Source organism: Sulfitobacter mediterraneus, from assembly GCF_016801775.1.
In the GTDB taxonomy this organism is placed as follows: domain Bacteria; phylum Pseudomonadota; class Alphaproteobacteria; order Rhodobacterales; family Rhodobacteraceae; genus Sulfitobacter; species Sulfitobacter mediterraneus_A.
Genome location: NZ_CP069004.1, coordinates 2649094 through 2662910 on the forward strand (window position 1 = coordinate 2649094; position 13817 = coordinate 2662910).

Consider the following 13817-nt stretch of genomic DNA (forward strand, 5'->3'; position numbering starts at 1 on the left):
GAATTACCGTACCAAATAGGGTTTGCGGGGGGTTTTGGCAGGCTCAGATACATTCCGTTCCACCGGGAAATCCCCCATCAGATAAGGATGCATACCCTGGTTCTTGAGGTTTTGCAGGAATTGACCAAAGCCTGCCAGATCCACCATTTTGGGCGCTTCGGCCAGCCGCCGCAGGTTGGTGCGCCCGATCTCATCAAGAATACCCTGGAGCGGCTCCATCGGTGCTTCGATAAACTCCGCCATCGTCCAGATCCGAACTCGCGCCTTGGTGTGGGGGGACCGGAGAATATCCATGTGGTCGCTTTCGATCTTTTGCAGACCGGCCGCAATGCGGCGGATCTCGGCAAAATCGAGGTTGGACCTAAACAGCGGCACTGCCCAAGCCCCAGTGATCACCGACACTTGCGCGTTTGGGTCTCTGGCAATGCGCCAATTGACCTCTTGGTTGTCTGCAGGCCCAAATTGGAAACACTGACGTTCACCGCGCGTGTTCCAGATCAGGTTGGTCAGAAACGCCTTGCTGTTGTAGTCGCGCAAGGTGGCGCTGTCTGACACAGCGCCGTTCAGGGCCGTTTGCCCATCGGCGTAATGCACGCGGTCCTTGGCGAACAGATGTCCATGCACGCGGGCGTTGGTTGCCTTGCTAAGCCATTGTTCAAAGTCTTCAAACAATTCTGAAAAGCCTTGGAACATTGAATAGGGCGCAGCGGTCACACCGTTTTCCCAATCTTCGTTCGGGAACCGGCTTTGCATATAAAGGCCGGATCGGCCCCTTGTCCGCCGCTCCACCGCTTTGGAGAAAATCCGGTCAATCTTGCCGGGGTTCGGCTCCGTCCGTTTCATAGCGCCGGCAACATCGGTCAGAAAGGCATCATAGAGCCGATCCGCATGAGGCCAGATTTTGCGGGCCACAAAACAATCAGACCGGCGCAGCAACTGCAGGTGATCATCATAGAAAATATGTGGTTTGCCCTGAAAATCGAACTTTGACAGGGTCAGCGATCGGCTTTCGATACGGGTGGCATATTGGCGGGCCAGAGTCTGAAAATAGGATTCGTCGGGAATCCAGACATGGCGGAAAAACTTGTCATAGGTTGGCCGCTCCGGATCTTGCAGGATCGCCGACAATGTGCGCCGCGACAGGCACCACCACTGCGAGCCCATGTGCGGGACGATGCCGTTGGGCATATCCCGGTGCAGTTTGAACCGCCGCTGAATATCCACGATCTTGTCAAACAGATAGCGGTTGCGTTTCCACGAAACAGGAAAGCGCAACGTAAAACGTTCGGCATCCAAGCCGCCAACGGTCCAGGGCACATCCGCCGTTGTCGCGCTTTCGATAAAATCCGTGTGCGGCCGATCATCGAGATAATCAATCAGCTCCTCCACCGGGCGCAGCGGCAGGCATGATCCGGAGGCAAGATAGACATGCCGCACCTCCGGATGTCGCGCCAACATTTGTTCGGAGGCGGCCTGCGATGCAGCGACAATGCCCCATGTGCCCCATTCACAACGATAGCGGCCACAGAAACTGATGTCGCGGAGCGTGCTGAGGGCCTTTACAAACCCCTCGTAAGTCTTTCGCGGAACGCTTTTGTCGACATGGATCACCACAGGACAGCCCGCAGCGGCCCAATGCCGCGCCACCTGTTCCGCGCGGCCAAGGGCCGTATGAACCAACATGACGATCCCTACGGTCATGCCCAGTTCCCCTTGGACATCAGACCAAGGATCTCAAGCTGCCGCCAGTTGATGTACCGCTCTGACCACTTGCACCAAAGCTGCGGGTTTTCCCTCAGCTCTTGCGCATAGGCGATGTATTCGACTGACCCGGCATAATGCTGGCCGCGCTGCAGCTCCTCCTCGGCCTTTGCGCCGAATGTATCGATAAACTTGGTATGCAGCAGCGCGCCGGACGCTTTCTCACCGCCCCATTCATCATAGACCTGATTGAGTCCACGCGGCAGCAACATATGGGTCGAACTGACATAGGCATACCGTTTGTCCCATTTGACCAAAGGCACCTTGTTCAGGGCCGGTGCCTTTTCCGGCGCCTCCTTGAAGAACACGCGCGCCCGCGGTCCGCCTTGGATCCACAGGTTATGAAACAAATGGTTACGCGACATCGTGTAATTGCCGCTGTCGAACCACGAGGCGATCTCAATCGGGTTCTGACCGGCGTAGTAGGGCTGCTCGTCAATCCGCCCCTTGGGATACATATCCAGCAGCATCGCCGAGAACGATTTGATAGAGGATGCATCCAGCCAGTCGGTCAGCGCCCGCAAGGGGCGCGTATCGCAAAACGGGTAAACCAGAAATTCATCAGGATCGACCGTCAGCGCCCAGTGCCCATGCGCATATTTCATCAGCAGATAGTTGAGCCAATCCATCCCAAACCGCGCACGCTTGTACCCGGCGCGGCTGCTCCAGACTGAAACATCAGGTTGTTCGGCCAGATATTCGGCAGACCCATCCGTGCTGTCATTGTCCACAAAGAAAAAATGGCCAATGCCCATCTCGCGGTAGTAGTCCAGGAAATAGGGCAGACGTACACCCTCGTTCCGCTGGGTACAGAACAACAGCAGGTCATCTGGCCGGATCTGGCTGGTCCGGTCCGCGACGCGCTTTAGCTCTCCGCGCTTGCGGATCGCACGAATGCGCCACCGCTTACGTTGCAGACGCAGCCGATATGACTGGAATACACCCAAAAACCGCCCTCTACCTTCGGGATTACAGCTCTTTCAACGCGGTATCAGTTTAACCTTAACACGGTCTTGAAGTGATCATTCCATGTCGGCCCCGGTATGCCATCCCGGATTTTTGCGTTTGGCTGTATTTTTTCCCATTTCTTAATGTTTCTTACCCATAAATCGGGCTCGGAAACAGGTATGAAATGGGCCCAATCCCCTAAAATCTCGCGCAAAACCGGTAAATCGTTGCATAAAACACGCGTTCCAAGCTGGGCCGCCTCCAAGGGGGGCAAACCAAAGCCCTCTGCATGGCTGGGGAAAAGCAGCCCTGAGGCGCCCTGAACCAAGGCAGAGACGGCAGCATCGGGCAAGCCAGACAGCTCTCTTACCACTCCAAAAGGTCGCATTTGATCAAGGCGTTTGAACACTGCCTCGTTGTTCCAGCCGCGCGCGCCACAAATCAGCAAAGGTGGCGCGTCCGTGCCCATCCGATCCCAAAGATCGAGCAGAAATGCATGGTTTTTGCGGGGCTCAATGGTGCCAACGCAAATGAAATACGGACAATCCGGCAGCGCAGTCGACGGCACGGCAGCAGGATCAGGTTGCACATTCTCAACTCCCAGATGCGCAACCACACCGGGCGGGATCACTCCCCATGCCAGCATCTGTTCTTCGCACCGTTTTTGCGTGTCTTGTGAATTGTAGATCAAGCGGTCGGCATATCCGCGCAAAAGCTGCATTTTGATCCGGAAAGGAACGACCGTGCCGGGCCGTTGATAGCCAGGATATTCAAGCGGGATCACATCATGCACCAATGCATGCACTTGGCCCCCGCTCTGCTTTATGCTGCGCAGGACACGTTCGGTTATATTGCTGTGGCCGATGTTGAAATAGGCATATCCCTGCGGCAGGTTCCGCGCCAGCATTGCCCGCAAACGATGCCGCGTTGCCCGGTCCACTGCCCGGCGCCGCAAATCGCTTTCGGCCTGCCTTACGACCGGATCCCGTCCCGGCCAGACAGAGGACCAAAAATCCGCCTGGCTCCAAGGGATAGCATCTTGTAACTTATCAGAAAATTCGGACATTCCTGCCCGATCCAACAACAGGTATCCAAAGGGCGATCGCACCAGCCCGAACACCGGATTATCATCTTGCAGAAACCGTTTGAGATAGGCCAATTCGACCCGGTCAATGCCCGTCGCAACCCGCCCGGCCCGCCGCATACTGCGCGTCAGATCAAGCAGGCGGGCCTGCGCCATATCAGGCGTCGTAATGGCCGGTTTGGTGCCATCTCCATGCATCTGAGATCATGTGTTTGAGGGTCGATCTTTGCGGTTTCCACCCCAGTTCAACCTCCGCGCGATGCGATCCTGACACCAGTTTTGTGCAATCCCCCGGCCGCCTCGGCCCTTCGACAATCGGCACAGTTTGGTTGGTCACTTCGCGGCTGTGGTCTATCACTTCGCGCACGGAAAACCCTTTGCCTGTGCCAAGGTTGAAGACCCGGCTGTTTTTGCCATCCGACAGCCAATTCAGGCCAAGCAGATGCGCATCCACCAGATCGCACACATGCACATAATCACGGATGCAGGTGCCGTCAGGGGTGTCATAGTCGCTGCCAAAAACCGTGAGGGCATCCCGTTTTCCCGCGATTGCATCCAACATCAGCGGCACTAGATGGGTCTCGGGTTGATGAAACTCGCCCACCTCTCCTTCCGGATCGGCGCCTGCGACATTGAAATACCGGAAAATCACATGCCGCAACCCATGCGCCACCTCGTAATCGCGCAACATGTCCTCGATCGCACGTTTTGAGGCGCCGTAGGCATTGATCGGGTTTTGTGGGCTGTTCTCATCCAGCACGACATTGTCCTGATCGCCATAGGTCGCACAGGTTGAGGAAAAAACGATCTGTTTGCAGCCCGCTTGCACTGCGGCATCAAGCAGATTCATCGATCCGGTGACATTGTTGTGCCAATAGCGGCCCGGCTGTTGCATGCTTTCGCCCACTTGGCTCAGCGCGGCGAAATGCATCACGGCAATGGGTTCATGTTTCGCAAAAACCGCATCCAGCGCGTCGCGGTCCAGCAGATCGCCGCGTTCGAACGGGCCGAATTTGACGGCATCCTGCCATCCGGTGATCAGATTATCAAAGGTCACGGGGGTAAATCCAGCCGACCGAAGCGCCTTACAGGCATGTGATCCGATGTAGCCCGCGCCACCGGTCACCAGAACCTTATTCATGCCTTTAGCCCCCCGGCTGATGTTACTGCGCAGCCCTGTCGATTTGCATCACACTTTGCAGGTAACTGCGCAGATCGTCACGCAGTTCTTCGCGGGCCAGACCAAATGCCACAGTGGCCTGAAGAAAGCCGGACTTTGATCCGCAGTCAAACCGCTGACCCCGGAACCGGTAGCCATATACGTTGCGATCCAGTTCGATATCCTTGGCAATCGCGTCGGTCAGTTGGATCTCACCACCTGAACCGGACTTGATCTGATTGAGGTTCTGCAAAACAGTTGGGGACAGAATATATCGCCCGATCACCGCGAGATTGGATGGTGCGTCTTCGGCTTTGGGCTTTTCGACCATGCCCTTCACCTTCACCATCTGACCCATGTCATCTGACACGTCCAAAACGCCGTAAGACGACGTGCGGGAAGGTTCAACTTCCATGGCGGCAACCATGTTACCGCCGGTTTCGGCATAGGCTTCGACCATCTGTTGCAAGCATGGCTTATCCGCCGCGATCACATCATCCGGCAGGATCACCGCAAAGGGTTCATCGCCAATCAGACGCCGCGCGCACCACACCGCGTGACCAAGGCCAAGCGCCTTGTGCTGGCGAATATAGGCAATCGCGCCGCTTTCCATATTGGTGTTCTTGAGCGTTTCAAGCAGCTCTGTCTTGTTTTTCTTGCGCAACTCCTGCTCAAGCTGGGGCGCATGATCAAAGTAATCCTCAAGCGCACCTTTGCCGCGCGAGGTCACAAAGATGAATTCCTTGATGCCCGCCGCGCGGGCCTCGTCAATCGCGTATTGGATCAAAGGGCGATCCACCAAGGTCATAATTTCCTTGGGTACGGACTTTGTCGCCGGCAAAAACCGGGTGCCCATGCCAGCAACCGGAAAGATTGCTTTTGTCACTTTTTTACGCATTGCGTTTCCTAATGCTCAGTTGCCGTAGCTTATGCTATCTTATTATTTACTCAAATTTGGGCCAAACCTTGGCCAAACCGTGCCGGAATTGCAGTATCCAGCCAATTTTCGTCCTATTTTATCAGTCTTCGCGCAATCCGCGCTGTCTGGCAACTCGGCTCCGCTCTTTTTCAAGGCGACGTGATCTAGATGTCAGCCGGAACAACGGTGCGTCCCGATCCGATTTTCCGAACAGTCCCCCTTTTTGAAGCCATACGCCATCTTTGGTAAACAAGACCTTATGAAACATAGCACTTGGTGACAGGGACATCACGGTGACAATGTCACCCTTTTTCACCCTGTTCACCGCGCTCTGATAATCCTTGGCAAACCGAATGGGCCGGGACCGGATCACAATTGTGGGTCGCCGACGCGCCGGGAAACCCTGAAATCCCGAAACCGGGTGACGCGGAAACGAAGTGCTCGCAATCGCTCGGATTGATCCCTCTGCATAGCCATCGTTCAACCGCTGCATCAAACGACCGACGTCCTTAGGTTCAAGCGATCCGCGCACCATGTGGCGCAGCAGTCTCTTGCGCTCATCCGCTCGCAGACGTGCCCATTGATCAGCGTGCTGGACAGCAGGCAAATATTTGCGTTGGAACACTGCCCAGCTGGCCCCGATATCAAACAGATCACGCGGCACCCTATCGGACCGGCGCAGGGAATTTTCGGCAAAACCGTGATGCACCTCCGCCAAGGGTACAATCGCCGTGGCATGGCCAGTCTGCGCCAGACGCATGTTCAGATCGGTCTCATCAAGGAAATAGCGGAATGCCGGATCAAAGCCGCCGAGATCCACCAATACATCACGGCGAAATGCCATATTGGTGCCTTCGGTCTTGATCGCTTGGCCTTTGGGCGGGTGCAGAACCACTGCTTGATCCGCGCTCAAATCCAGATCGAATGTCTCGCCGCGCGGATCAATCCCCCGCGCCTTCCATTGAAACGATATGCCATTGCGGCCGCGCACAAAGCCGCCTGTCGCGGCGACCTCAGGATGATCAAAGGGTGCCAAGAGATGGAAAAGCCATTGCGGCTCTGGAACAGCGTCATCATCGATAAACGCGATGATCTCGCCCGCCGCATGTGTCACACCCAGATTTCGCGCGGCCGAGATGTTGGCCTCATCAAAAGGCACCTGTTTCACACTGCCCGCGAACGGCATATCTCGCGCGGCAGCAATCCCGCCAGGATCTGCAACCACGACCACCTCAAACGGGTCATACTGAAGCTGGGAAACCCCAAGCAAACAGCGCTTGAGCGCCTCGGCCCGGCCACGGCTGACAATGACAACGCTGGCCGGTGGTTGGGTCATTCAAGGCCCATCTGCGCCATCATCGCTTCGATCTTTGGCACATCTTCTGGGTTGTTCAGCTCCCAGAAAGACCGGCCTTTGGCCTCGACCTCCACACAAAGAACCGACCGCCCGTTTTCCATGAACCGCAACTGCTCCAATCCCTCCAACTGCTCCAGCGGGCCGATTGTCCACGACGGATAGGCAGACAGGGCATCAGGGCGATAAGCATAAACGCCCACATGGTGAAACACCGGCGTCGGCGCATCATCGCCGTACACCTTGGATGTGAAGGGTATGACCTCCTTGGAAAAGTAAAGCGCCTGATGGTCCGCCGCAAACACGGCGGTTGTCCCGCCAACGCGGTCGGCTTTCCGATCCGCCAGCAGGCTGTTCAGCGCGGCCCCGTCACAGCGTAGCACCGGCGTTGCAATCTCGGCCTGAGGGTTGGATTGCAGCCCTGTCACCAGATCTTCGACAAACCAATGCGGGGTCAGCGGCGCATCCCCCTGCAGGTTCACCACAATATCAAATCCGCCGCCCAGCGCCGCATGTGCCTCTGCGCATCGCTCGGTGCCGTTCACACAATCAGAGGAGGTCATCACAACCTCGGCGCCAAAACCCCCAGCGGCGTCTTTGATCCGGTCATCATCGGTTGCGACGACCACCCGATCGACACCGCGCACCTCACTGGCCGCTCGCCAGGACCGTTCGATCAAACTGCGTGAAGCACCGCTCGCCCCTTTGAGCGCCACAAGCGGTTTGCCGGGATAGCGGGTAGAGGCATAGCGGGCGGGAATGACAATCAGTACTGACATCAGGCGGGTTTCAACTCCACATTGGCGGCATGGGCGATAAAGAACGGATTGGCAAAATCTGCCTTTCCATAGGTCAGTGGCGTCAGATCATCATGACGCACCACTGCACCACCTGCCCCGCTCAATACCGCATGACCCGCGGCAGTGTCCCATTCCATCGTGCGGCCAAGGCGCGGATAAAGATCCGCCTCCCCAGTGGCAACCAGACAAAACTTCAGCGACGATCCGGCGCTGGTCATATCCCGCACCTGATATTTGGCGATGTAATCGTCGGTTTGTTCATCCCGGTGCGATTTCGACGCCACCACCATCAATGCGCTATTGTCAGATTGCGCCACGTGGATCGGTGACACCTCGCCGGGACTGTCCTTGTCCAAAGCCCCGGTTTCCTCAACAGATTGACCATCCGCGCGGGTAAAGAACATCCGCCCTTTTGCAGGCGCATAAACCACGCCAAGGGTCGGAACGCCTTTTTCCACCAGCGCAATATTTACTGTGAAATCTCCACGCCGGTGAATAAATTCTTTAGTGCCATCAAGCGGATCAACAATTAAGAATGTATCAACATCCAATTTATGGGTGGCCGCCTGTTCTTCGGTGATCAATGCCACGTCCGGAAATGCCGCCCTAAGCCCGGCAGAAATGATCGCATCCGCCGCCTCGTCCGCCGCGGTGACTGGGCTGTCATCCGATTTTGACTTTACCTCAAAATCGTCACGGCCATAAATCTCCATGATCTTGTCACCTGCCTCCAGCGACAGCCTGCGCATCACGGTGACCAGTTTCTCGTAATCCATCTGCTGCATTCCTCGGCTTTGATTGATTAGTTTGCTCACTCCTCTTATGCTGTGGGGGTAACGGAACAGCAAGAATTCCGTGCAAACATATCATGAGCAGAGGACAGCAGCGCATGTTCCAGTCGACCCGCAAGCCAAAAGGCAGCTTTGCCTCGGCCATTGCCATGGCTGAACTGGTCTATCATTCGATCGTCCGCAGTGTGCGCAAACAGCACAATAATGCTTTTGTGGCGATCTTTATCAATGTGTCGCAGGCGATGATGTTTGTCGCCGCGTTCTTTATCATGTTCTCCATCCTTGGCATGCGGTCCGCCGCCCTGCGTGGGGATTTTCTGCTGTATATTATGTCAGGGATTTTCCTCTACCTGACCCATACCAAATCGCTTGGCGCGGTTGCCGGGTCCGAAGGACCAGCCAGCGCAATGATGCAGCATGCGCCGATGACCACGATCATCTCGATCACCTCCGCCGCATTGGGATCTCTCTATATTCAATCGCTGTCTCTGTTTTTGATCCTCTTTGGCTATCACGTCGGGTACAAGCCCTTGGAAATTGAACAACCGGCCGCGGCCTATGGCATGCTCTTGATTGCCTGGTTTACCGGTTGTGCCCTGGGGTTGGTTGTACTGGCGGTCAAACCCTGGTTTCCGGCGGTCACCGGTGTTTTGATGACAGTGTATCAACGGGCCAATATGATTGCCTCCGGCAAGATGTTTGTCGCCAATACCCTGCCGGGGTTCATGCTTGCCATGTTCGACTGGAATCCTTTGTTCCACTGCATTGATCAGGCGCGGGGCTATGTCTTTATTAACTATTATCCGCGTTACAGCTCTTGGGAATATCCCATCTGGGTTGGGATGGTGCTGGTGATGATCGGGTTAATGGGCGAATTTTACACCCGCAAACACGCCTCGCTCAGCTGGAACGCGCGGCGATAAAGGTGTTCGCCATTGATCTTGGCGCAATGGAATTTTTAAAACTCCAGTCCGGATTTTTTGAACAAATCGCCTAAGTCACCACCCGCAGCGTCAGATTGATCCGCCCACCTTTGGGCAGCAACGTCGATGATCCATCCCGCACCCGGTCCACCCCGTGATAGATCAGCCGCGCCGCACCTCCCATCACGACCACATCCCCCGATTGCAACCAAACCGATTCCGTCTTACCTCCGCGGGTGGTGTTACCGATCCGAAACAGCGCATCGTCCCCCAGTGAGACTGACACAACAGGCCAATCAAAATCAGCCTCATCCCGATCCTGATGCATCCCCATCTTTGCGCCGGGCCCATAAAAATTGATCAAACAACACTCTGGCCGCCGGTCCAGCCCTGCCACCCGATCCCAAATCGCCAGTACCGGATCAGGAATGGCGGGCCACGCCGCCCCCTGCGGGTGCTGCTTAACATAGCGATAGCCGCGCCGATCACTGAACCAACCGAACTGCCCTGCCGCCGTCATCCGCACCGACATCGGTTTGCCATAGGGTGTATCGGGCTGAAAAAATGGCGCTTGCTCGGCCACTTTTCTGATCGCATCCACGATCTGCCCCTGCGCAGCGGGATCAAGGAACCCTTTGTGAACATCGACCTCTCTGATCCTTAAATGTGTCATATCGGTCCTGATCGTTACGTTCTTTGCAAAAATCCATGCAGATTCCTTCTCTGAGGGGCTTTGCAATGGTTGCAGGGTGCATTTGCGCTCCTTATATACCCTCCGAACCGCTGAAGGCAGTGCTGCTTTCAGTCTCACCACAGATCGGAGCAGAGGTGCCGAACCGGGCCTTATGCCTCGTGTCATCGCCTTGAATAAAATGAGGGATCGAAAACATGGCCAAAGTAATTGGTATTGACCTTGGAACAACCAACAGCTGCATCGCCATCATGGACGGCAGCCAGCCCCGCGTTATCGAAAACGCAGAGGGCGCACGTACAACCCCATCTATCGTCGCCTTCACCGACGACGAACGTCTGGTGGGTCAGCCTGCAAAACGGCAGGCTGTAACAAACCCGGACAACACAATTTTTGGTGTGAAGCGCCTGATCGGCCGCCGCAATGACGACGCGGATCTCGCCAAAGACAAGAAAAACCTGCCTTTCAACGTGATTGATGGCGGCAACGGCGACGCATGGGTCGAAGCCAAGGGTGAGAAATACTCCCCTTCGCAGATCTCTGCCTTCATCCTTGGTAAGATGAAAGAGACCGCCGAAAGCTATCTCGGCGAAGAAGTGACCCAAGCGGTTATTACCGTACCGGCCTATTTCAACGACGCCCAGCGTCAGGCCACCAAAGACGCGGGCAAAATCGCCGGTCTTGAAGTGCTGCGCATTATCAACGAGCCGACCGCAGCCGCGCTGGCCTACGGCCTGGACAAAGAGAATACCCAAACCATCGCGGTCTATGACCTTGGCGGCGGTACATTCGACGTGACCATTCTTGAGATCGACGATGGTCTGTTCGAAGTGAAATCCACCAACGGTGACACGTTCCTCGGCGGTGAAGATTTTGACATGCGCATCGTGAACTACCTCGCAGGTGAGTTCAAAAAAGAGCATTCCGTCGACCTGACCAAAGACAAGATGGCCCTGCAGCGTCTGAAAGAAGCCGCCGAGAAAGCCAAGATTGAGCTGTCCTCGTCGTCCCAGACCGAGATCAACCAGCCGTTTATCTCAATGGGCAAAGACGGCTCGCCGCTGCACATGGTGATGAAGCTGACCCGTGCCAAGCTGGAAAGCCTTGTTGGCGATCTGATCAAAGCCTCGATGAAGCCTTGCGCCGCCGCGCTGAAGGATGCGGGCCTGTCCGCCTCTGACATTGACGAGGTTGTTCTCGTCGGTGGTATGACACGTATGCCCAAGGTTGTTGAGGAAGTGACCAAATTCTTCGGCAAGGAGCCACACAAAGGTGTGAACCCTGACGAGGTGGTTGCACTGGGCGCTGCCATTCAGGCCGGTGTTCTGCAGGGTGACGTGAAAGACGTTGTTCTGCTGGACGTGACACCATTGTCCCTGGGTATCGAAACCCTCGGCGGCGTGTTCACCCGTCTGATCGACCGCAACACCACGATCCCAACGAAAAAGTCTCAGGTCTTCTCGACCGCCGAAGACAACCAGAACGCTGTGACAATCCGCGTGTTCCAGGGTGAACGTGAGATGGCCGCCGACAACAAGATCCTCGGTGCCTTCAACCTTGAAAACATCCCGCCTGCCCCACGCGGCATGCCACAGATCGAAGTGACCTTTGACATCGACGCCAACGGCATCGTTTCGGTGGGCGCACTTGATAAGGGCACCGGCAAAGAGCAGAAGATCACGATCCAGGCCTCTGGCGGTCTGTCCGACGATGACATCGAAAAAATGGTCAAGGACGCCGAAGAGAACGCCGAAGCGGATAAAGAACGCCGCGAGCTGATCGAAGCGAAAAACCAGGCCGAAAGCCTGATCCATTCGACCGAAAAGTCGGTGGAAGAGCATTCGGATAAGGTGGATCCGACAACTGTCGAAGCCATCGAACTGGCCATTGCCGCGCTCAAAGACGAGCTGGAAACTGAAAATGTCGAGAAGATCAAATCCGGCATCCAGAACGTCACCGAAGCGGCCATGAAACTGGGCGAAGCCATTTATAAGGCCGCGCAGGAAGAAGGCGAAGACGTTCCCGAAGCGGCAGATGCTGCAGGTGGCGACGATGACATCGTCGATGCCGAGTTCGAAGATCTGGACGATGACAAGCGCGCGTAAATTGATGCGCTGAACTGACGACAGGGCCGGTCCGATAGACGGGCCGGCCCTTCGTGTTCCGGAAAAAGGACATTAATCCATGGCAAAACGTGATTATTACGAGGTACTTGGCGTCGCCAAGGGGGCCTCTGCCGACGAGATTAAGAAAGGCTATCGCAAGAAGGCCAAAGAACTGCACCCGGATCGCAACGCCGACAAACCGGACGCCGAAGCGCAGTTCAAGGAGGCCAACGAAGCCTACGAAGTGCTGAAAGACGCCGACAAGAAAGCAGCCTATGACCGTTATGGTCACGCCGCATTCGAAGGTGGCATGGGTGGCGGTGGCCGTCCCGGCGGTGGCTTTGGCGGCGGTCAGGGTGATTTCTCATCCGCGTTTTCCGACGTATTTGACGACCTCTTTGGTGACTTTATGGGCCAACGCGGTGGCGGCGGTGGCGGACACCGGGCCGCACGTGGATCCGACCTGCGCTACAACCTGCGCATTTCCCTCGAAGACGCCTTCTCGGGCCTGCAAAAATCCATCAACGTGCCCACGTCAGTCCCTTGTGACAGCTGCGAAGGATCAGGCGCAGAAGGCGGCGCAGAGCCGACAACCTGCCCCACCTGTTCCGGCATGGGCAAGGTCCGTGCGCAGCAGGGCTTCTTCACCGTTGAACGCACCTGCCCGACATGTTCCGGCATGGGCCAAACCATCAAGAACCCCTGCAAGACCTGCCGGGGCGCGGGCCGGGTGGAAAAAGAACGCTCGCTGTCTGTGAACATCCCCGCCGGGGTCGAAACCGGCACCCGCATCCGCCTTGCTGGCGAAGGCGAAGCAGGCATGCGGGGCGGACCCTCGGGCGATCTGTACATCTTTATCGAAGTGCAGGAGCACGAACTGTTCGATCGCGACGGTCCAAACCTGTTCTGCCGCGTCCCGGTGTCCATGAGCACCGCTGCATTGGGCGGCACAATCGAAGTGCCCACCATTGATGGCGGGCGCGGGCGCGTGTCCGTCCCATCGGGCAGCCAATCCGGCCGCCAGATGCGCCTGCGCGGCAAAGGCATGCCCGCCCTGCGCGGCAAGGGTGTGGGTGACATGATCATCGAACTGGCGGTTGAGACACCTGTAAACCTGACGTCCAAGCAGAAAGAGCTGCTGCGCGAATTTGAAGAGCTGTCGTCGGAGAACAACCCCGAAAGCAGCAGCTTTTTCTCAAGCGTGAAGTCCTTTTGGGATTCGATGAAGGGCTGACCTATTGGCCAGACCTCTGGTCCGGCGATAGGTCTAACGAATGTAGAA

The 13817-nt window shown here is 56.4% G+C and carries 12 protein-coding genes; 3 read left to right on the forward strand and 9 right to left on the reverse strand.

Annotated features, from left to right (window positions below; all coding sequences use genetic code 11):
* Nucleotides 1-3 precede the first annotated feature (3 nt).
* The 8 genes from JNX03_RS13140 to cysQ form a co-directional block, all read right to left on the reverse strand.
* On the reverse strand, nucleotides 4-1701 hold the full coding sequence (locus JNX03_RS13140) for a beta-1,6-N-acetylglucosaminyltransferase (protein WP_203209479.1): 1698 nt from the start codon (nucleotides 1699-1701) through the stop codon (nucleotides 4-6).
* Complete coding sequence (locus JNX03_RS13145) at nucleotides 1698-2708, reverse strand: glycosyltransferase family 2 protein (RefSeq protein ID WP_203209480.1); 1011 nt, start codon at nucleotides 2706-2708, stop codon at nucleotides 1698-1700. Before JNX03_RS13145 ends, JNX03_RS13140 begins: the two co-directional genes overlap by 4 nt.
* Nucleotides 2709-2752: 44 nt before the next feature.
* Nucleotides 2753-3991, reverse strand: a complete 1239-nt coding sequence (locus tag JNX03_RS13150) for a glycosyltransferase family 4 protein (protein WP_203209481.1) — start codon at nucleotides 3989-3991, stop codon at nucleotides 2753-2755.
* Entirely contained in the window at nucleotides 3951-4934 is a 984-nt protein-coding gene (galE, locus tag JNX03_RS13155) for a UDP-glucose 4-epimerase GalE (RefSeq protein WP_203209482.1), read from the reverse strand. Before galE ends, JNX03_RS13150 begins: the two co-directional genes overlap by 41 nt.
* Before the next feature lie 22 nt (nucleotides 4935-4956).
* Nucleotides 4957-5850: a UTP--glucose-1-phosphate uridylyltransferase GalU gene (galU, locus tag JNX03_RS13160; RefSeq protein ID WP_025047371.1), complete on the reverse strand. Its 894-nt coding sequence runs from the start codon at nucleotides 5848-5850 to the stop codon at nucleotides 4957-4959.
* Nucleotides 5851-5971: 121 nt separating this feature from the next.
* Nucleotides 5972-7207, reverse strand: a complete 1236-nt coding sequence (locus tag JNX03_RS13165; protein ID WP_203209483.1) for a glycosyltransferase family 2 protein — start codon at nucleotides 7205-7207, stop codon at nucleotides 5972-5974.
* Nucleotides 7204-8004 carry a 3-deoxy-manno-octulosonate cytidylyltransferase gene (locus JNX03_RS13170; protein ID WP_203209484.1) on the reverse strand — a complete coding sequence of 267 codons (801 nt, stop codon included), beginning with the start codon at nucleotides 8002-8004 and terminating at the stop codon, nucleotides 7204-7206. Before JNX03_RS13170 ends, JNX03_RS13165 begins: the two co-directional genes overlap by 4 nt.
* Complete coding sequence (gene cysQ / locus JNX03_RS13175; protein ID WP_203209485.1) at nucleotides 8004-8801, reverse strand: 3'(2'),5'-bisphosphate nucleotidase CysQ; 798 nt, start codon at nucleotides 8799-8801, stop codon at nucleotides 8004-8006. The genes JNX03_RS13170 and cysQ overlap by 1 nt, the downstream gene beginning before the upstream one ends.
* A gap of 113 nt (nucleotides 8802-8914) precedes the next feature.
* On the opposite strand from cysQ, the gene JNX03_RS13180 reads away from it, so the two are divergent.
* Nucleotides 8915-9739: an ABC transporter permease gene (locus JNX03_RS13180; RefSeq protein WP_025047375.1), complete on the forward strand. Its 825-nt coding sequence runs from the start codon at nucleotides 8915-8917 to the stop codon at nucleotides 9737-9739.
* A gap of 70 nt (nucleotides 9740-9809) precedes the next feature.
* On the opposite strand, the gene JNX03_RS13185 is transcribed toward JNX03_RS13180, so the two are convergent.
* Nucleotides 9810-10412 carry an alpha-ketoglutarate-dependent dioxygenase AlkB family protein gene (locus JNX03_RS13185; protein WP_203209486.1) on the reverse strand — a complete coding sequence of 201 codons (603 nt, stop codon included), beginning with the start codon at nucleotides 10410-10412 and terminating at the stop codon, nucleotides 9810-9812.
* A 215-nt stretch (nucleotides 10413-10627) separates the two neighbouring features.
* Here JNX03_RS13185 and dnaK point away from each other — a divergent pair, with 215 nt between their 5' ends.
* Together dnaK and dnaJ are read left to right on the forward strand one after the other, a co-directional pair.
* Complete coding sequence (dnaK, locus tag JNX03_RS13190; RefSeq protein ID WP_203209487.1) at nucleotides 10628-12535, forward strand: molecular chaperone DnaK; 1908 nt, start codon at nucleotides 10628-10630, stop codon at nucleotides 12533-12535.
* A gap of 79 nt (nucleotides 12536-12614) precedes the next feature.
* Nucleotides 12615-13769 carry a molecular chaperone DnaJ gene (gene dnaJ, locus JNX03_RS13195; RefSeq protein ID WP_203209488.1) on the forward strand — a complete coding sequence of 385 codons (1155 nt, stop codon included), beginning with the start codon at nucleotides 12615-12617 and terminating at the stop codon, nucleotides 13767-13769.
* Nucleotides 13770-13817 lie beyond the last annotated feature (48 nt).

Bases quoted from the DNA above. Each gene is read 5' to 3' on its own strand.
- JNX03_RS13140 (WP_203209479.1), bottom strand. From the start codon at position 1,701: ATGACCGTAGGGATCGTCATGTTGGTTCATACGGCCCTTGGCCGCGCG.
- JNX03_RS13150 (WP_203209481.1), bottom strand. From the start codon at position 3,991: ATGCATGGAGATGGCACCAAACCGGCCATTACGACGCCTGATATGGCG.
- galE (WP_203209482.1), bottom strand. From the start codon at position 4,934: ATGAATAAGGTTCTGGTGACCGGTGGCGCGGGCTACATCGGATCACAT.
- galU (WP_025047371.1), bottom strand. From the start codon at position 5,850: ATGCGTAAAAAAGTGACAAAAGCAATCTTTCCGGTTGCTGGCATGGGC.
- JNX03_RS13165 (WP_203209483.1), bottom strand. From the start codon at position 7,207: ATGACCCAACCACCGGCCAGCGTTGTCATTGTCAGCCGTGGCCGGGCC.
- JNX03_RS13170 (WP_203209484.1), bottom strand. From the start codon at position 8,004: ATGTCAGTACTGATTGTCATTCCCGCCCGCTATGCCTCTACCCGCTAT.
- cysQ (WP_203209485.1), bottom strand. From the start codon at position 8,801: ATGGATTACGAGAAACTGGTCACCGTGATGCGCAGGCTGTCGCTGGAG.
- JNX03_RS13180 (WP_025047375.1), top strand. From the start codon at position 8,915: ATGTTCCAGTCGACCCGCAAGCCAAAAGGCAGCTTTGCCTCGGCCATT.
- JNX03_RS13185 (WP_203209486.1), bottom strand. From the start codon at position 10,412: ATGACACATTTAAGGATCAGAGAGGTCGATGTTCACAAAGGGTTCCTT.
- dnaK (WP_203209487.1), top strand. From the start codon at position 10,628: ATGGCCAAAGTAATTGGTATTGACCTTGGAACAACCAACAGCTGCATC.
- dnaJ (WP_203209488.1), top strand. From the start codon at position 12,615: ATGGCAAAACGTGATTATTACGAGGTACTTGGCGTCGCCAAGGGGGCC.